General features: G+C 71.9%; 2 protein-coding genes. Both read right to left on the bottom strand.

From position 1 onward, the window contains the following. Window positions 1–8 precede the first annotated feature (8 nt). Window positions 9–7247, bottom strand: a complete 7239-nt coding sequence (locus tag ACFYW5_RS13020; RefSeq protein WP_389417021.1) for a beta-ketoacyl synthase N-terminal-like domain-containing protein — start codon at window positions 7245–7247, stop codon at window positions 9–11. Between the two features lie 40 nt (window positions 7248–7287). Next, the gene (locus tag ACFYW5_RS13015) at window positions 7288–20106 is read right to left on the bottom strand and encodes an SDR family NAD(P)-dependent oxidoreductase (protein ID WP_389417020.1); all 12819 of its coding nucleotides are present in this window, start codon (window positions 20104–20106) and stop codon (window positions 7288–7290) included.

The raw sequence follows: 20106 nt of genomic DNA, 5'->3' as shown, positions 1-20106 counted from the left end.
GTCGTCGGTCAGTCGTTCACAGGCAGCGCCCGCAGCCAGCTGTCCACGGCCCCGGCGGTTCCGGCGGCGAACTCCCCCTCCATCAAGGTGAAGTGGTCGCCCGGCACCTCGACGGCGGTGTGCCCGTAGCCCCAGTCGGCGCGCCGCCGTGAGCCCTCCGGACCGAGCGAGTCGGCCGCCCGCACCAGCAGCGTGGGGGCCGCCAACTCGGCCTGGTGGAAGTCCAGATACAGGTAGCGGGCGCGAGCGGTGACCCAGGCGTCGCCCCAGTTCTCCCCCTGGTGCTCGCTCTCCCCGACCCGGTCCAGCAGCCCGCTGAGGACGCTGTTCGCCCACGGATCGAGGTCGAAACCGCCCGCTGTGTCCCACCAGTGGGTGTCCACCATCACCAGTCCGGCCGGACCGGAACCCGCCTCCTCCAGATGCCGGGAAACCGCACTGGCGATCAGGCCGCCGCTGGAGTAGCCGAGCAGGGCGTACGGCTCGTCCCCGGCGTTCTGCCGGATCGCCTCGGCCAGTGTCCGCACCAGTGCGTCCAGGTCGGCCGGGATCGACTCGCCGGTCATGAACCCCGGAAGAGAGAGGGCGGAGACGGTTCGGGTGCCGCTGAGCGCGGAGGCGAAGGGGAGGTACTGGTAGACGCTCGGCTTCCAGGCGAAGGTCGGGAAGCAGATCAGCTGGGGCGTCCGGGCGCCCCGGGCCAGCGGGGTGAGCTGCGGCAGCTTGGCCAGCTCCGCCGGGCCGCTGAAGTTCTCACGGAAGTCGGCCGCCGTCCGCAGCACCGTGCTGATCTCCGCGAACCGGCCCTCGCGGCAGGCACGCAGGAAGATCCCGCTGAGCGAGTCGGGATCCGCGGGCCGGGACTCCGCGGTGACGACGGTGACGGGTCCGCCATCCGCCGCCTCGCCGCTGCCCGCCAACTCACCGGAGAGGTACCGGGCCAGCGCCTCCGGCGTCCGGTGGTCGAAGATCAGCGTCGCCGGGAGTGCCAGACCGGTGGCGGTGCCGAGCCGGTTGCGCAGCTCGACGGCGGTGAGCGAGTCGAAGCCCAGGGCGACGAACTCCCGTGCCATGTCGAGGGCGGCGGCATCCGAGTGGCCGAGGACCACGGCCACATGGCTCCGCACCAGCTCGCGCAGCGCCTCGTCCCGGCCGGCCGGGTCCAGTCCGGCGAGCCGCCTGGCCAACCCGGAGGCCGACTCGACGACCTCGTTGGCCGCGGTGCCGCGCCGCCGCCGGGTCACGGTGACCAACTCCCGCAGGAACGGCGGCACGTGCTGGGGGGACCGATCGCGCAGCCCGCCCGTGTCGAGCGCGGCGGCCACGGCCACAGCGCCGTCCGAGCCGGTCGCCGCGTCGAAGACGGCGAGCCCGCGCTCGGTGGTGAGCGGCAGCATCCCGGCCTGGGTCATCCGGGCCTGTTCGGTCTCTCCGAGGCTGCTGGTCAGGGCGCTGGTCTCGGCCCAGAAGCCCCAGGCGAGGGAGGTGGCGGGCAGCCCTTGGGCGCGGCGGTGATGGGCGAGGGCGTCGAGGAAGGTGTTGGCGGCGGCGTAGTTGGCCTGCCCGGCACCGCCGAAGACACCGGAAGCGGAGGAGTACAGCGCGAAGAAGGCGAGGTCGGAGTCCTGGGTGAGTTCGTGCAGGTGCAGGGCGGCTTGTGCCTTGGGCCGCCAGACCGTGGCCAGTTGCTCCGGGGTGAGGGCGGTGACCAGACCGTCGGCCAGGACCCCTGCTGCGTGGACGACACCGGTCAGCGTACGGCCGTTCAGCAGGGCGGCGAGCTGATCACGGTCGGCGGCGTCGCATGCGGCCACTTGGACCGATGCCCCCAACTCCTCCATCTCAGCGATGAGTTCCTGCGCCCCCGGTGCCTCCGGTCCGCTGCGGCTGGTCAGCAGCAGGTTCCGTACGCCGTGCTCGGTCACGAGGTGCCGGGCCAGGAGCGAGCCGAGGGTGCCGGTCCCGCCGGTGATCAGGACGGTGCCGTCAGGATCCACCGGCACCGGCATGGTCAGAGCGACCTTGCCGACATGCTTCGCCTGGCTGATGAAACGGAAGGCCTCCGGCGCCCTGCGCACATCCCACGCCCGCACCGGCAACGGCTCCAGCACACCCGACTCGAACAGCCGCATGAGCTCGCCCAGGGTCTCCTGGATCCGCTCGGCACCGGCGTCACTCAGCTCGAAGGGCGCGTACGTCATGCCCGGATTGGCCTGCGCCAATTGCTCAGGGTCACGCAGATCCGTCTTGCCCATTTCGACGAACCGGCCCTGAGGAGCGAGGAGTTCGAGTGAGGCGTCGACGAACTCGCGGGCGAGGGAGTTCAGGACGACGTCCACGCGCTCGGCACTGAACTTCTCCCGGAAGTCCAGGTCCCGGGAGGAGGCGATCCGGTCGTCCGTCAGACCCAGCCCTCGCAGCACATCCCACTTCCCAGGACTGGCCGTAGCGAGGACTTCCGCGCCGAAGTGCCGCGCCAGCTGGATCGCCGCCATACCAACCCCACCCGCACCCGCATGCACCAGCACGGTGTCACCCCGCTTGAGGCCACCCAGGTCCACCAGGCCGTAGTACGCCGTCAGGAAGACGACCGGGACGGACGCCGCCTGCTCGAACGACCACCCCTCCGGGATCGGCACCACGAGCCGGGCGTCGGCGACGACCAGCGGGCCGAAGCCCTCCGTCATCAGGCCCATCACACGGTCCCCCGGGGCGATGCCGGTGACGTCGGCGCCGACCTCCAGGACCACCCCGGCCGCCTCGCTGCCGAGGATCGGCCGCCCCGGATACATGCCCAGGGTCAGCAGCACATCGCGGAAGTTGACACCGGCGGCACGCACGGCGACCCGGATCTCGCCCGACGCCAACGGGGCGTCCGCCTCGAGGGCGGGCACCAGGGTCAGCCCGTCCGGGGTGCCGCTGCCCGTGGCGTCCAGCCGCCAGGCATCCGCGTCCGCGGGCGGCACCAGGGCCTCCTCGGCGCCGGGCCGCACCAGCCGGGGCACCAGGGTCGTCCCGCCGCGCACCGCGACCTGGCCCTCACCGGTGTCCAGCGCGGCCGTGACAGCCGCCGGCAGCAGGTCGGCGTCCGGGCCGCCCGGCTGCTCGGCCGGGTCCAGGTCGACCAGCAGGAACCGGTTCGGGTGCTCCGACTGCGCGGAGCGGATCAAACCCCATACCGGGGCGCCGGTCAGGTCGGTCAGCGTGTCGTCGCCGCCCGCGGGCACGGCACCCCGGGTGACGAACACCAGCCGGGAGTCGGCCAGACCCTCCTCGGCCAGCCACTCCTGGACGACGGCCAGGATCCGCTCGGCCGTCTCCTGGGCCGCGCTCGCCGGGTCGCCGGGGGCCGGGTCAGCGGCCGGGGCCACCGCGAGCAGGGTGACGTGCGGGGCGGGCACCCCCCACTCCAGGACGCCACGGACCCCCGCCACGTCGAGGTAGGCGTCGGCCGCCAGCCCCGCGCCCTGCACCGCCGCGCCCAGGCCGTAGGGGTCGTCCCCGACCACGGCCCAGGTGGCGTGGCGCACGGCCTCCGGATCGCAGGGCACCGGGATCCAGCGGACCCGGAACATGTCGTGCGTCGGCGGCGTCCGGGCCGCCGCGAGCTCGGCCGCCGTCACCGGGCGGACCAGCAGGGAGTCGACGGAGGCGACCGGCGCGCCGGTACCGTCGGCGAGGTCGAGGCGTACGGCGTCGGCGGCCTCGGCGCGGAGCCGGACGCGCAGCCGGTCGGCGCCCGTGGCGAAGAGGGTCACCCCGTTCCACGCGAAGGGCAGCCGCAGCGTCCCGTCCGGTTCTGCGGCTTCCTCCGGTGCGGGAGCGCAGCCGTGGGCGTGCAGGGCGGCGTCCAGCAGCGCCGGGTGCAGGCCGAAGCGGGCGGCGTCGCCCTTCTGGCCCTCGGGCAGCGCCACTTCGGCGAAGATGTCGGCACCGCGCCGCCACACCGCGCGCAGGCCCTGGAACGCGGGCCCGTACGAGTAACCGGCCTCGGCCGCAGCGGTGTAGAAGCCGGAGACGTCCACCGGCTCCGCGCCCGCCGGGGGCCACACCTCACCGAACGGCTCGGCAGGGGCAGGCTGTTCTGGCAGCAGGGCGCCCTCCGCGTGCAAGGTCCACTCCTCCGCGGCGCCGTCCGAGCCCTCGGGCCGGGAGTGCACGGAAACGGCACGCCGCCCGGAGCCGTCGGGCAGTTCCACGAACACCTGCACCTGTACCGCGCCCTGCTCGGGGAAGACCAGCGGTGCCTGGAGGGTGAGTTCGGCGAGATGCCCGCAGCCGACCTCGTCCCCGGCGCGGATCGCCAGCTCCACGAACCCGGTACCGGGGAAGAGGACCGTGCCCGCGACGGCGTGGTCCGCCAGCCAGGGATGGGTGCGCGTGGAGAGCCGGCCGGTGAGCACGACTCCGCCGTCCGCGGCAAGCCCGGCGGCGGCTCGCAGCAGCGGGTGACCGGTGGGGACCAGTCCGGCGCCGACGACATCGGCCTCGGCGGAACCTGCGTCCAGCCAGTAGCGCTGGTGTTGGAAGGCGTAGGTGGGCAGGTCGACGCGGTTCACGGTACGGCCCGCGTAGACGGCGGACCAGTCGATGTCGGTCCCGTGGACCCAGAGTTCGGCGGCGCTCGCGAGGAAGCGGGCGTTCTCGTCCTCGTCCCGGCGCAGGGTGCCTACGACGGTGACCGGCTGCTCCGCGGCTTCCGCGATGGCCTGCACGCCCATGGTGAGCACCGGGTGCGCGCTCACCTCAACCAGGCGGGTGTGGCCGGTGGTGAGGGCAGTGGTGATCGCCTCGGTGAAGCGGACCGGCCGGCGGAGGCCCTCGTACCAGTAGGTGGCATCCATCGTCGTCGTGTCCAGCACCCCGCCGGTGACCGTGGAGATGACCGGGACGCGGGAGGTCCGTGGTACTACAGGGGCGAGGGCTTCCAGCAGCTTGGCCTTGATGTCCTCGACATGGGCGGAGTGCGAGGCGTAGTCCACCGGAACCCGCCGGGCGCGAACGTCGGCGGCCTCCGCCCTCGCGCAGATCTCGTCCAGGGCCTCGGGGTCGCCCGCAACGACCGTGGCATCGGGGCCGTTGTAGACGGCTATGGACACCCGGTCGCCATACGGCGCCACCCACGCCGCCGCCTGCTCGAGGCCGGTCGTAAGCGACAACATCCCACCGCGACCCGCCAGTTCATCTCGGATCGCAGCCGAGCGCAGGGCGACCACCCGGGCCGCGTCCTCCAGACTCAGCGCACCGACCACCGCGGCGGCCGCGATCTCCCCCTGCGAATGGCCGATGACGGCGGCAGGTTCGATGCCCAGTGACTCCCAGACCGCCGCCAGGGAGACCATGACCGCCCACAGCACCGGCTGGACCATGTCGACCCGCTGCATCCAGGTGTCGTCATCGCCCTTCAGCACGTCGGTCAACGACCAGTCGACGAACGGCCCGAGCGCCGCCTCGCACTCCCCGATCCGCGCCGCGAACACCGGCGAGGAGTCGAGGAGTCCCCGTCCCATCCCCAGCCACTGCGACCCCTGGCCCGGGAAGACGAGCACGACGCCGGAGCCGCCCGTGTCCGCCGCACCTGTCACGACATTGGGCGCGACTCCGGCCGAGGCCAGGACGCGCAGGCCGGAGGTCAGCTCCTCCGTCCTCGAACTCCACACCACCGCACGGTGGTTGAGCGTGGCGCGGGAGGTCAGCAGGCTCCATCCAACGTCGATCGGGTCGGTGCCGGCCACGGCATCCGCGAGGCGCTCCGCCTGGGCGGCCAGTGCCTCGGCGGTACGGGCCGAGACCAGCCAGGGGATCAGCGGGGAACCGGCGAGGCCACCGTCGGCCGGGACCGGCTCGGGTCCGGGGTGCTCGTCCGCGGGGGCCTGTTCCAGGACGACGTGGGCGTTCGTACCGGAAATGCCGAAGGAGGAGATAGCGGCGCGGCGGGGCCGTTCGTCGGCCGTGGTCCAAGTGCGCGACTCGGTGAGGAGCTTGACCTCGCCCGTCGTCCAGTCGACGTGGGGGGTGGGTTCGTCGACGTGGAGGGTCTTCGGCAGGACGCCCGCCCGCATCGCCATCACCATCTTGATGACGCCCGCGACACCCGCCGCGGCCTGGGTGTGCCCGATGTTGGACTTCACGGAACCGAGCCAGAGCGGCCGGTCCGCGTCCCGGTCCAATCCGTAGGTGGCCAGCAGCGCCTGCGCCTCGATCGGGTCGCCGAGCGTCGTACCCGTGCCGTGCGCCTCCACCACGTCGACGTCGGCGGCGGCCACTCCCGCGTTGGCGAGGGCCTGCTGGATGACGCGCTGCTGGGAGGGGCCGTTGGGGGCGGTGAGGCCGTTGGAGGCGCCGTCCTGGTTGACGGCCGAACCACGGACCACCGCAAGGACGGGGTGGCCGTTGCGGACGGCGTCCGTGAGCCGTTCCACGACGAGGACGCCGACACCCTCCGCGGGACCGAAGCCGTCGGCCGCCGCCGCGAACGCCTTGCAGCGGCCGTCCTCGGCCAGCCCGCGCTGGCGGCCGAACTCCACGAAGGTCGCGGGCGTCGGCATGACGGTGACACCACCCGCGAGCGCCAGGGTGCACTCGCCGTTGCGGAGTGCCTGGATCGCCAGGTGCAGGGCGACCAGTGAGGAGGAGCAGGCGGTGTCGACGGAGACGGCCGGGCCTTCCAGGCCGAGGGTGTAGGCGACCCGTCCGGAGGCCACGCTGACGGCGTTGCCGATGCTGATGTAGCCCTCGAGGCCGTCGGGAAGGCTGTTCAGCCGGGACACGTACTCGGACGACGGGGCGCCGGTGAACACGCCGGTCGGGGTGGCGCGCAGGCTGTGCGGGTCGATGCGCGCCCGCTCGACGGCCTCCCAGGACGCTTCGAGCAGCAGCCGCTGCTGCGGGTCCATCGCCAGCGCCTCACGCGGTGAGATCCCGAACAGCTCGGCGTCGAAGTCACCGACGGATCGCAGGAAGCCGCCGCCTTTGACGTAGGTCTTGCCCTCGGCGTCCGGGTCGGGGTCGTAGAGGCCGTCGAGGTCCCAGTCGCGGTCCTCGGGGAAGGGTCCGATGGCGTCCTCGCCTTCGAGGACGAGCCGCCAGAGGTCCTCCGGCGAGGCGATGCCACCCGGGTAGCGGCAGGCCATGCCGACGATCGCGACGGCGGGCTGCTCCTCCAGCTGCTTGATGCGACGGCGGGCCTGACGGAGGTCGGCAGTCGCCCGCTTGAGGTAGTCGCGGAGTTTCTGCTCGTTGTTCATCGGAGGTCTCCCGTGGGCGCGTCGAGTCGGCCGGATCGGTTCACGCTGTCCCCAACTCGCTGTCGAGGAGGTCGAACAGTTCGTCGTCCGTGGCGCCGTCCAGGTCGTCGTCCTCCGCCGGGTCGGCGGCGGTCGCCGCGCCCTCCAGGGCCGCCAGCAGCGCCCGGAGCCGGTCGGTGACACGGTGGCTGACGACGTCGTCGGAGTCGGCCGCACCGATGACCCGCTCCAGCCGCTCCAGCTCCGCCGCGAGGGTCGGCGCCGTGTCGGCCGCCTCGGCGAGCGGGAGCTGGGAGCGGATCTGCCGGGTGAGGGCGGTGGGGGTGGGGTGGTCGAAGACGAGGGTCGCGGGCAGGCGGAGGCCGGTGGCGGTGTTGAGGCGGTTGCGCAGTTCCACCGCGGTGAGCGAGTCGAAGCCTAGGTCCTTGAAGGGGCGTTCGGCGTCGACGGCTTGCGGGTTGGCGTGGCCGAGGACGGCGGCAACGTGCGAGCGGACCAGGTCCAGGAGGAAGCGCTCCCGTTCGGTCTCACTGAGGCGGGCCAGGCGCTCCGCGAGCGAACTCGCATCCCCGGCCGCCCCCGTCGAGGCCGCTACCCTCCGAGTCACGGCCGGCGGACGCACCAATCCCCCATACAGCCCCGGCAGCACACCGCGGGCGGCGAGGGAGCGGAGTTCGGTGAGATCGATGCCACTGGCCACCAGCAGCCCCTCGTCGAGGCGCAGAGCCTCGTCGAAGAGGGCGAGGCCGTGCTCGGAGGAGAGCGGGACGAGTCCGCCTTGGGAGAGGCGGGCGCGGTCGCGGCTCTCCATGTGGCCGGTCATGGCACTGGCCTGCTCCCAGTAGCCCCAGGCCAGGGAGGTGGCGGGCAGGCCCTGGGAGCGGCGGTGCTGGGCGAGCGCGTCCAGGAAGACGTTCGCCGCCGCGTAGTTGGCCTGGCCCGGCGCACCGAAGACACCGGAGGCGGAGGAGTAGAGAGCGAACAGGGCAAGGTCGCAGCCCTCGGTCAGCTCGTGCAGGTTCACGGCGGCCTCGACCTTCGGCCGCCAGACCGTCGCCAGCTGCTCCGGGGTGAGCGAGGTCAACACGCCATCGGCCAAGACGCCTGCCGCGTGGACGACACCGGTGAGCGTACGGCCCTCCAGCAGGGCGGCGAGCTGGTGACGGTCGGCGGCGTCACAGGCGGCGACGGTCGCGGTCGCGCCCAACTCTGCCAGTTCGGCGACGAGTTGCTGAGCGCCCGGGGCATCGGGTCCGGTGCGGCTGGTCAGCAGCAGGTTCCGTACGCCGTACTCGGTCACCAAGTGACGGGCCAGGAGCGAGCCGAGGGTGCCGGTACCGCCCGTGATCAGAACCGTGCCCTCCGGGTCGAGGACCGGGGGCATGGTGAGCACCACCTTGCCGACGTGCTTGGCCTGGCTCATGAACCGGAAGGCTTCCGGAGCCCTGCGCACATCCCACGCCCACACCGGCAACGGCTTCAGCACACCCGACTCGAAGAGGGACATCACCTCGGCCAGGATCTCGCCCATCCGTTGCGCCCCCGCCTCGCCCAGTTCGAAGGGCGCGTACTTCATGCCCGGATTGGCCTGCGACAACCGCTCAGGGTCACGCAGATCCGTCTTGCCCATTTCGACGAACCGGCCCTGAGGAGCGAGGAGTTCGAGGGAGGCATCGACGAACTCGCGGGCGAGGGAATTCAGGACGACGTCCACGCACTCGGCACTGAACTTCATCCGGAAGTCCAGGTCCCGGGAGGAGGCGATCCGGTCATCCGTCAGACCCAGCCCCCGCAGCACATCCCACTTCCCAGGACTGGCGGTAGCGAGGACTTCCGCGCCGAAGTGCCGCGCCAGCTGGATCGCCGCCATACCGACCCCACCCGCACCCGCATGCACCAGCACGGTGTCACCCCGCTTGAGGCCACCCAGGTCCACCAGGCCGTAGTACGCCGTCAGGAAGACGACTGGGACGGACGCCGCCTGCTCGAACGACCACCCCTCCGGGATCGGCACCACGAGCCGGGCGTCGGCGACGACCAGCGGAGCGAACGCGTGCGGGACGACCCCCATGACTCGGTCGCCCGGGGCGACATGGGTGACCCCCTCCCCGACCTCGACCACCACGCCCGCGCACTCGCTCCCCAGGATGGGCTGTCCGGGGTACATCCCGAGACTGATCAGGACGTCGCGGAAGTTCATTCCGGCGGCCCGGACGGCGATGCGGACCTGCCCGGCGGCAAGCGGCTCGGCCGCCTCCGGAGCCGGCACCAGCGCCAGCCCGTCGAGCGTGCCGGAGGCCACGGTGTCCAACCGCCAGGCCTGTTCACCAGCGGGGGGAGTCAGCGCAGTACCGGAAGAAGCGCGCGCCAGCCTCGGCACCAGGACATCCCCGCCCCGCACCGCGAGCTGCCACTCCCCCGCCTCCAACGCCGCCGACACACCCTCGGCGACAAGATCAGCGCCCAACTCCGAGGCCGGGTCCAGGTCAAGCAGCAGGAACCGACCCGGATTCTCCGACTGCGCCGACCGGACCAGCCCCCACACCGGAGCGGCCACCAGATCCCGTACGTCCTCACCCTCACGCGCCGCCACAGCGCCCCGCGTCACCACCACCAGCCGCGTATCGCTCAGCCCTTCGTCCGCCAGCCAGTCCCGCAGCAGCGCCAGGACGTCCGCCGTCACCTGCTGCGCGGCCCCGGCGAGCCCGTCAGCCCCGTCCACCGGCGGAACACAGACGAGCACCACCTCGGGCGCTGGTACACCGGCCTCCATCACCACTCGCACCCCGCCAAGATCGGGGTACGAGTCCACGGCCATTCCGGCGCCTTGGACGGCAGCGCCGACGCCGTACGGATCCTCCGCACCGAGCACGGCCCATACCCCGGCCCCGGTGACCTCCTCGGGAACGGGCAAGGACGCCCAGTCCATACGGAAGAGGTCGTCGGCCTCCCTGCCCGGGCCATCGCCCAGCGCCGTAGCCGGGCGCAGTACCAGCGAGCGCACCTCGGCAACCGGCTGCCCCGTACCGTCGGCCACCTCCACAGCCAGCGCATCCTCACCCGCCGCACTGATCCGCACCCGTAACCGGTCAGCCCCCGCCGCGAACAGCGAAACACCCGTCCAGGCAAACGGCAGCCGCAACACCTCCCCGCCACCACCGAAATCGCCGTAACCATTGGCATGCAACGCCGCATCCAACAACGCCGGATGAACCCCGAACCGCGCCGCCTCCGCCCGCTCCGACTCACCCAACTCAACCTCGGCGAACACCTCGCCACCGCGCCTCCAGGCCGTACGCAGACCCTGGAACGCGGGGCCATAGCCGTAACCGGCAGCCTCGGCGCCCGCGTAGAAGCCGGACACATCGAGCGGGTCCGCACCCTGCGGGGGCCAGACGGTGAGGTCGGTCGCGAGTGGCTCGACCGTCTTCGCTCCGAGCACCCCCTCGGCGTGCCACGTCCACGGGGCGTCCGGCTCCGCGCCCTCCGCGCGGGAGTGCACGGTCACTGCCCGGTCCCCGCTCTCGTCCGGTACGCCGACGACCACTTGGAGGTGGATGGCGCCGCGCTCGGGGAGGAGGAGGGGGGCGTGCAGGGTGAGTTCGGTGAGGTGGCCGCAGCCGACCTCGTCCCCGGCGCGGATCGCCAGCTCGACGAACCCGGTGCCAGGGAGGAGAACACTGCCCGCAACGGCGTGATCCGCAAGCCAGGGGTGCGTACGCAGAGACAGTCGGCCGGTCAGGACCAGCCCTCCGTCAGCGGCGAGGCTCACCGCGGCCCCCAGCAACGGGTGATCCGCGGCGGCCAGACCTGCGCCGCTGACATCGGCGGTGCCTGCACCACCGGACTCCAGCCAGTAGCGCTGGTGTTGGAAGGCGTAGGTGGGCAGGTCGACGCGGTTCACGGTACGGCCCGCGTAGACGGCGGACCAGTCGATGTCGGTGCCGTGCACCCACAGTTCGGCGGCGCTCGCGAGGAAGCGGGCGTTCTCCTCCTCGTCCCGTCGCAGGGTGCCGACGACCGTGACCGACTGTTCCGCCGCCTCGGCAATCGACTGCACGCCCATGATGAGGACGGGGTGGGCGCTCACTTCGCTGAAGCGAGAGTGGCCCTGTTCGAGGGCTACTTGGACCGCTTCGGTGAAGCGCACTGGCTGGCGCAGGCCCTCGTACCAGTACGAGGCGTCCATCGTCGTCGTGTCCAACACATCGCCAGTCACCGTGGAGATCACCGGAACCCGCGAGACCCGCGGTGTCACCGGGGCAAGTGCCTCAAGCAGCTTGGTCTTGATGTCCTCGACATGGGCGGAGTGCGAGGCGTAATCGACCGGAACCCGCCGCGCACGAACACCAGCGGCCTCCGCCACCGAAGCGATCTCCTCCAGGGCCTCCGGATCACCGGCCACCACCGTGGCATCCGGACCGTTGTAAACCGCTATCGAGACCCGATCCCCGTACGGCGACACCCAAGCCGAAGCCTGCTCAGCACTCGTCGCCAGCGACAACATGCCACCACGACCCGCCAGTTCATCCCGAATCGCAGCCGAACGCAGCGCCACCACCCGGGCGGCGTCCTCCAGGCTCAGCGCACCGACCACCGCAGCAGCCGCGATCTCCCCCTGCGAGTGACCGATGACAGCCGCCGGAGTCACACCGAAGGACTCCCACACAGCAGCCAGCGACACCATGACTGCCCACAACACCGGCTGGACCATGTCCACCCGCTGCATCCACCCGTCATCGTCACCGGTCAGCACCTCGCTCAACGACCAGTCCACGAACGGCCCCAGCGCCGCCTCACACTCGGCGATCCGCGCCGCGAACACCGGCGAGGACTCCAACAACCCCCGCCCCATCCCCAACCACTGCGACCCCTGCCCCGGAAACACGAACACCGGCGCACCCGACGCCACAGCCGCACCCGACACCGCATTACCCGCGACAGCACCCGACGCCAGCGCCCCCAGCCCAGCCGTCAGCTCAGCACGCTCCCGCCCCCACACCACCGCCCGATGCTCCAGCGCCGTACGCCCCGAGATCAGTTGCCACCCCACGTCCAGCGGATCGCCCGTGACTCCCGCCAGCCGACCCGCCTGCACGGCCAACGCCCCCGCACTCCGCCCGGACAGCAGCCAAGGCACGACCGGCGAGCCCGACAGCCCTTCCGGGCCGGACACCACCACCGGTCCCGGTTCCGAGGCGGCGGGCGCCTCCTCCAGAATCACGTGCGCGTTGGTCCCGGAGATGCCGAAGGACGACACCCCGGCCCGGCGCGGGTGACCGTTCGCCGCCCAGTCCCGCTCCTCGGTCAGGAGCCTGACCTCACCCGTCGTCCAGTCGACGTGCGGGCTCGGCTCGTCCACGTGCAGGGTGCGGGGCAGCACGCCCGCCCGCATCGCCATCACCATCTTGATCACACCCGCGACGCCCGCCGCGGCCTGGGTGTGCCCGATGTTGGACTTCACCGATCCCAGCCAGAGCGGCCGTTCCGCGTCCCGGCCCTGGCCGTAGGTGGCCAGCAGCGCCTGCGCCTCGATCGGGTCGCCGAGCGTCGTGCCCGTGCCGTGCGCCTCCACCACGTCGATGTCGGTCGGCGAGAGACCCACGGTGCCGAGTGCGGCACGGATGACGCGCTGCTGGGACGGACCGTTGGGCGCCGTGAGGCCGTTGGACGCGCCGTCCTGGTTGATCGCCGAGCCGCGCACCACGGCGAGGACCCGGTGCCCCTTGGCGAGGGCGTCGGAGAGCCGCTCGACCACGAGGACGCCGACACCCTCCGCCGGACCGAAGCCGTCGGCGGCCGCCGCGAACGCCTTGCAGCGGCCGTCCGGCGAGAGACCGCGCTGACGGCTCAGTTCCACGAAGCCCGTGGGCGTGCACATCACCGTCACACCGCCCGCGAGTGCCATGTCGCACTCGTCCTGGCGCAGCGACTGCACGGCCAGATGCAGCGCCACCAGTGACGACGAACAGGCCGTGTCGACGGTCACCGCCGGTCCCTCCAGGCCGAGTTGGTAGGCGACGCGGCCGGAGGTGACGCTGGACATGTTGCCGGTGCCGAGGAAGCCCTCGATGCCGTCCGGTACGGCGTTGAGTCGCGCCACGTACTCGGAGGCCAGGGCCCCGGCGAAGACGCCGGTCCGGGTGCCGCGCAAGGAGCCGGGGGCGATGCCCGCGCGCTCCACGGCCTCCCAGGAGGCTTCGAGGAGGAGCCGCTGCTGCGGGTCCATCGCCAGCGCCTCGCGCGGTGAGATCCCGAAGAACGCGGCGTCGAACCCGGCCGCGTCCGCCACGAATCCACCGCCCCGGACATACGTCTTGCCCTGGGCCTCGGGGTCGGGGTCGTAGAGGTCGTCGTCCCAGTCACGGTCCTGCGGGAAGGCCGTGATGGCGTCCTCCCCGGCGCGCACCAGCCGCCACAGTTCCTCCGGGGACTCGATGCCGCCGGGGAAGCGACAGGCCATGCCGACGATCGCGATCGGCTCGTCCGCCAGGCCACCGGTGACCGCCGTGCGAGCGACGGCGCCCGGCTCCTGTGCGGCGGGCAGCCCGGATATCTCCGAACGGATCTGCCGGGTGAGGGCGGTGGGGGTGGGGTGGTCGAAGACGAGGGTCGCGGGCAGGCGGAGGCCGGTGGCGGTGTTGAGGCGGTTGCGCAGTTCCACCGCGGTGAGCGAGTCGAAGCCGAGGTCCTTGAAGGGGCGTTCGGCGTCGACGGCTTGCGGGTTGGCGTGGCCCAGCACCGCCGCGACGTGCGAACGGACCAAGTCCAGCAGGAACCGCTCCCGTTCGGGCTCGCTCAGGCCGGCCAGCCGCTCCGCGAGCGAACTCGCATCCCCGGCCGCCCCCGTCGAGGCCGCTACCCTCCGAGTCACGGTCGGCGCACGCACCAAGCCCCGCAGCAACATCGGCAGCACGCCACTCGCCGCATGGGCGCGCAGCTCCGCAAAATCCAGCGGGCTGGCGAGGAGCAACCCTTCGTCCAAGCTGTGGGCTCGGTCGAAGAGGGCCAGGCCGTGCTCGGAGGAGAGCGCGATCAGGCCGCCTTGGGAGAGGCGGGCGCGGTCGCGGTTCTCCATGTGGCCGGTCATGGCGCTGGCCTGCTCCCAGTAGCCCCAGGCCAGGGAGGTGGCGGGCAGGCCCTGGGAGCGGCGGTGCTGGGCGAGCGCGTCCAGGAAGACGTTCGCCGCCGCGTAGTTGGCCTGGCCCGGCGCACCGAAGACACCGGAGGCGGAGGAGTAGAGAGCGAACAGGGCAAGGTCGCAGCCCTCGGTCAGCTCGTGCAGGTTCACGGCGGCCTCGACCTTCGGCCGCCAGACCGTCGCCAGCTGCTCCGGGGTGAGCGAGGTCAACACGCCATCGGCCAAGACGCCGGCCGCGTGGACGACACCGGTGAGCGTACGGCCCTCCAGCAGGGCGGCGAGCTGGTCACGGTCGGCGGCGTCACAAGCAGCGACGGTCGCGGTCGCGCCCAACTCTGCCAGTTCGGCGACGAGTTGCTGAGCGCCCGGGGCATCGGGTCCGGTGCGGCTGGTCAGCAGCACGTTCCGTACGCCGTACTCGGTCACCAAGTGACGGGCCAGGAGCGCGCCGAGGGTGCCGGTACCGCCCGTGATCAGAACCGTGCCCTCCGGGTCGAGGACCGGGGGCATGGTGAGCACCACCTTGCCGACGTGCTTGGCCTGGCTCATGAACCGGAAGGCTTCCGGAGCCCTGCGCACATCCCACGCCCGCACCGGCAACGGCTCCAGCACACCCGACTCGAAGAGGGAGACGACGGTCCGCAGGATCTCGCTCGCGCGGTCCAGGCCGCCGTCACCGGGGCTGTAGGCAAGGTAGGTGACACCGGAGCGCTCGGCGGCGACCTCTTCGGCGTCCCGGATGTCGGTCTTGCCCAGCTCCAGGAATCGGCCACCGTGAGGCAGCAGATCGAGGGAGGCGTCGACGAACTCCCGGGCGAGGGAGTTCAGGACGACGTCCACACCCTTGGCACTGAACTTCTCCCGGAACTCGAGATCCCGAGAAGAGGCGATCCGGTCATCCGTCAGACCCAGCCCCCGCAGCACATCCCACTTCCCAGGACTGGCCGTGGCGAGGACCTCGGCTCCGAAGTGCCGGGCCAGCTGGATCGCCGCCATACCGACCCCACCCGCACCCGCATGCACCAGCACGGTGTCGCCCCGCTGGACGGCGGCAAGGTCCACCAGGCCGTAGTACGCGGTCAGGAACACCACTGGGACGGACGCCGCCTGCTCGAACGACCACCCCTCGGGAACAGGCACCACCACCCGGGCGTCGGTGACCGCGAACGGCCCAAGGCCGCCCGTCACGAAGCCCATGACACGGTCGCCGACGGCGAGATGAGTGACCCCCTCGCCGACCTCGGCCACCACGCCCGCGCACTCGCTCCCCATCACGGTCTGACCGGGCACCATGCCCAGACCGATGAGGACGTCCCGGAAGTTGAGGCCCGCGGCCCGGACGGCGATGCGCACCTGTCCGGCGGCAAGCGGCGCGGTCGCCTCGGGGACCGGCAAAAGAGTGAGCCCTTCCAAGGTGCCGGAGGCCACGGTGTCCAGCCGCCAGGCCCGCTCCCCGGCCGGCGGAACCAGCGCAGTACCGGAAGAAGCGCGCGCCAGCCTCGGCACCAGGACATCCCCGCCCCGCACCGCGAGCTGCCACTCCCCCGCCTCCAACGCCGCCGGCACACCCTCGGCGACAAGATCGGCGCCCAACTCCGAGGCCGGGTCCAGGTCAAGCAGCAGGAACCGACCCGGATTCTCCGACTGCGCCGACCGGACCAGCCCCCACACCGGAGCGGCCACCAGATCCCGTACGTCCTCACCCTCACGCGCCGCCACAGCGCCCCGCGTCACCACCACCAGCCGGGTGTCGGCCAACGCATCGACCGCCAGCCACTCCTGCACCAAGGCCAGCGCATCCGCCGTCACCTGGCGAGTGCTCTCGGCCAGCCCTTCCCCGCTGTCCGTCGACGAGACGCAGACCATGGCGACCTCGGGTGCCGGAACCCCGGCGTCGAGGACCGCACGCAGCCCCTCGATGTCCAGATAGGAGTCCACGGCGAGCCCGGCGCCTTGGACGGCAGCACCGACGTTGTACGGATCCTCCGCACCGAGCACGGCCCATACCCCGGCCCCGGTGACCTCCTCGGGAACCGGCAGAGACGTCCAGTCCACACGGTAGAGATCGTCGTCCTCCGCGCCCCGGCCGCTGCCCAACGCAGCCGCCGAGACCGGGCGCAGTACCAGCGAGCGCACCTCGGCAACCGGCTGCCCCGTACCGTCGGCCACCTCCACAGCCAGCGCATCCTCACCCGCCGCACTGATCCGCACCCGCAACCGGTCAGCCCCCGCCGCGAACAGCGAAACACCCGTCCAGGCAAACGGCAGCCGCAACACCTCCCCGCCAGCACCGAAATCGCCGTAACCATTGGCATGCAACGCCGCGTCCAACAACGCCGGATGCATCCCGAACCGCGCCGCCTCCGCCCGCTCCGACTCACCCAACTCAACCTCGGCGAACACCTCGCCACCGCGCCTCCACACCGCGCGCAGACCCTGGAACGCGGGGCCATAGCCGTAACCAGCCGCCTCTACGCCCGCGTAGAACCCGGAGATGTCGACAGCCTCGGCGCCCGGGGGCGGCCATGCGGTGAGCCCGATGCCGGGCGAGTTGACCGGCGCCGGGCTGAGCAGGCCCTCGGCGTGGAGGGCCCACTCCTGGTCGGGCACGGAGCCTTCGGGCCGGGAGTAGACCGTAAGTCCGCGCTCGCCTTGGGCGCCGGGGGCACTGACGACGACTTGAAGGTGGACGGCGCCTTGCTCGGGGAGGAGGAGCGGGGCTTGGAGGGTGAGTTCGGTGAGGTGGCCGCAGCCCACCTCGTCCCCGGCCCTGATCGCCAGCTCGACGAACCCGGTGCCGGGGAGGAGAACACTGCCCGCAACGGCGTGATCCGCAAGCCAAGGGTGCGTACGAAGAGACAGCCGGCCAGTCAGGACCAGCCCTCCGTCAGCGGCGAGGCTCACCGCGGCCCCCAGCAACGGGTGATCCGCGGCGGCCAGACCTGCGCCGCTGACATCAACGGTGCCTGCACCACCGGACTCCAGCCAGTAGCGCTGGTGTTGGAAGGCGTAGGTGGGCAGGTCGACGCGGTGCACGGTACGGCCCGCGTAGACGGCGGACCAGTCGATGTCGGTGCCGTGCACCCACAGTTCGGCGGCGCTCGCGAGGAAGCGGGCGTTCTCCTCCTCGTCCCGTCGCAGGGTACCGACGACCGTGACCGACTGTTCCGCCGCCTCGGCAATCGACTGCACGCCCATGATGAGGACGGGGTGGGCGCTCACTTCGCTGAAGCGAGAGTGGCCCTGTTCGAGGGCTACTTGGACCGCTTCGGTGAAGCGCACTGGCTGGCGCAGGCCCTCGTACCAGTACGAGGCGTCCATCGTCGTCGTGTCCAACACATCGCCAGTCACCGTGGAGATCACCGGAACCCGCGAGACCCGCGGTGTCACCGGGGCAAGTGCCTCAAGCAGCTTGGTCTTGATGTCCTCTACATGGGCGGAGTGCGAGGCGTAATCGACCGGAACCCGCCGCGCACGAACACCATCGGCCTCCGCCGCCGAGGCGATCTCCTCCAGGGCTTCCGGATCACCGGCCACCACCGTGGCGTCCGGACCGTTGTAAACCGCTATCGAGACCCTCTCGCCATACGACGACACCCACTCCGATGCCTGCTCCGGACCGGTCGCCAGCGACAACATCCCACCACGACCCGCCAGTTCATCCCGAATCGCAGCCGAACGCAGCGCCACCACCCGAGCCGCATCCTCCAGACTCAACGCACCAGCCACCACCGCAGCCGCGATCTCCCCCTGCGAGTGACCGATCACAGCCGCCGGAGTCACACCGAACGACTCCCACACCGCAGCCAGCGACACCATGACCGCCCACAACACCGGCTGGACCATGTCCACCCGCTGCATCCAGGCATCGTCACCGGTCAGCACCTCGCTCAACGACCAGTCCACGAACGGCCCCAGCGCCGCCTCACACTCGGCGATCCGCGCCGCGAACACCGGCGAGGACTCCAACAACCCCCGCCCCATCCCCAACCACTGCGACCCCTGCCCCGGAAACACGAACACCGGCGCACCCGACACCACAGCCGCACCCGACACCGCATTACCCGCGACAGCACCCGACGCCAGCGCCCCCAGCCCAGCCGTCAGTTCGGCGCGCTCCCGCCCCCACACCACCGCCCGATGCTCCAGCGCCGTACGCGAAGCCCACAGGCTCCACCCCACATCCACCGGGTCACCCGACACCCCCGCCAACCGACCCGCCTGCGCAGCCAACGCCCCCGCCGTACGCCCCGACACCAGCCACGGCACCACCGCCGACCCCGACAACCCCTCAGGACCCGAAGCCACCACCGGCCCCGGCTCCGACTCGGCCGGCGCCTCCTCCAGGATCACGTGCGCGTTCGTCCCGGAGACGCCGAAGGACGACACCGCGCCGCGGCGGGCCCGGTCGCCCTGGGGGACCCACTCGCGGGGTTCGGTGAGCAGCCGTACGTCGCCGGAGGTCCAGTCGACGTGCGGGGTGGGCTCGTCGACGTGGAGGGTGCGCGGGAGGACGCCTTCGCGGAGGGCCATCACCATCTTGATGACGCCGGCCACACCCGCGCAGGCGCCGGAGTGGCCGATGTTCGACTTGATCGACCCCAGCCACAGCGGCCGGTCGGCGTCCCGGCCCTGGCCGTAGGTGGCCAGCAGCGCCTGCGCCTCGATCGGGTCGCCCAGCGTCGTGCCCGTGCCGTGGGCCTCGACCGCGTCCACGTCGCGCGGGGTGAGGCGGGCGCTCTCCAGGGCCTGTTGGATGACGCGGCGTTGGGCCAGTTCGCTGGGGGCGCTGAGGCCGTTGCTGGCGCCGTCCTGGTTGGTGGCGGAGCCGCGGATGACGGCGAGGACGCGATGGCCGTTGCGGCGGGCGTCGGAGAGGCGTTCCAGGAGGAGGACGCCGACGCCCTCGGACCAGATGGTGCCGTCCGCGGCGGCCGCGAAAGCCTTGCAGCGGCCGTCGCGGGCGAGGCCGCGCTGGCGGCTGAAGCCGATGAAGCCCGACGGGGTGGGCATGACGGTGACGCCGCCGGCGAGGGCGTAGTCGCACTCGCCGTTGCGCAGGGCCTGGACGCCGAGGTGGGTGGCGACGAGGGAGGAGGAGCAGGCGGTGTCGACGGTGACCGCGGGGCCCTCCAGCCCCAGGACGTAGGAGACGCGGCCGGAGACGACGGCGGTCATGTTGCCGGTGACGAGGAAGCCCTCGATCTCCTCGGGGACGGAGTCGAGGCGTGCGGCGTAGTCGGAGGCGACGGCTCCGGCGAAGACGCCGGTGCGGGTGCCGCGCAGGCCGGCGGGGACGATGCCGGCCCGTTCGATGGCTTCCCAGGAGGCTTCGAGGAGGAGCCGCTGCTGCGGGTCCATGGCCAGGGCCTCGCGCGGTGAGATGCCGAAGAACTCGGGGTCGAAGTCGGCGGCGTCGTGCAGGAAGCCGCCCTCGACGACGTAACTCTTGCCGTAGGCGTCGGGGTCGGGGTCGTACAGGTCCTCGTCCCAGCCCCGGTCGGTGGGGAAGGGAGTGATGCCGTCGACGCCGTCGCAGACCATGCGCCACAGTTCCTCGGGCGATCCGGCGCCGCCGGGGAAACGGCAGGCCATGCCGACGATCGCGATGGGGTCCTGGTCCTTGGCCTCGAGTTCGCGCAGCCGCTGCCGGACCTGGGAGTAGTCGGCGGTGACGCGCTTGAGGTATTCGCGGAGCTTGTCTTCGTTGGTCGGCAT

Origin of the sequence: Streptomyces sp. NPDC002779 (assembly GCF_042888685.1) — a bacterium.
In the GTDB taxonomy this organism is placed as follows: domain Bacteria; phylum Actinomycetota; class Actinomycetes; order Streptomycetales; family Streptomycetaceae; genus Streptomyces.
Note: the sequence above shows the minus strand (reverse complement) of the source record. Positions and strands in the feature narration are given on the sequence as shown.

Excerpts from the sequence above, each read along its gene's own strand:
- ACFYW5_RS13020 (WP_389417021.1), bottom strand. The coding sequence starts at position 7,247 with ATGAACAACGAGCAGAAACTCCGCGACTACCTCAAGCGGGCGACTGCC.
- ACFYW5_RS13015 (WP_389417020.1), bottom strand. The coding sequence starts at position 20,106 with ATGCCGACCAACGAAGACAAGCTCCGCGAATACCTCAAGCGCGTCACC.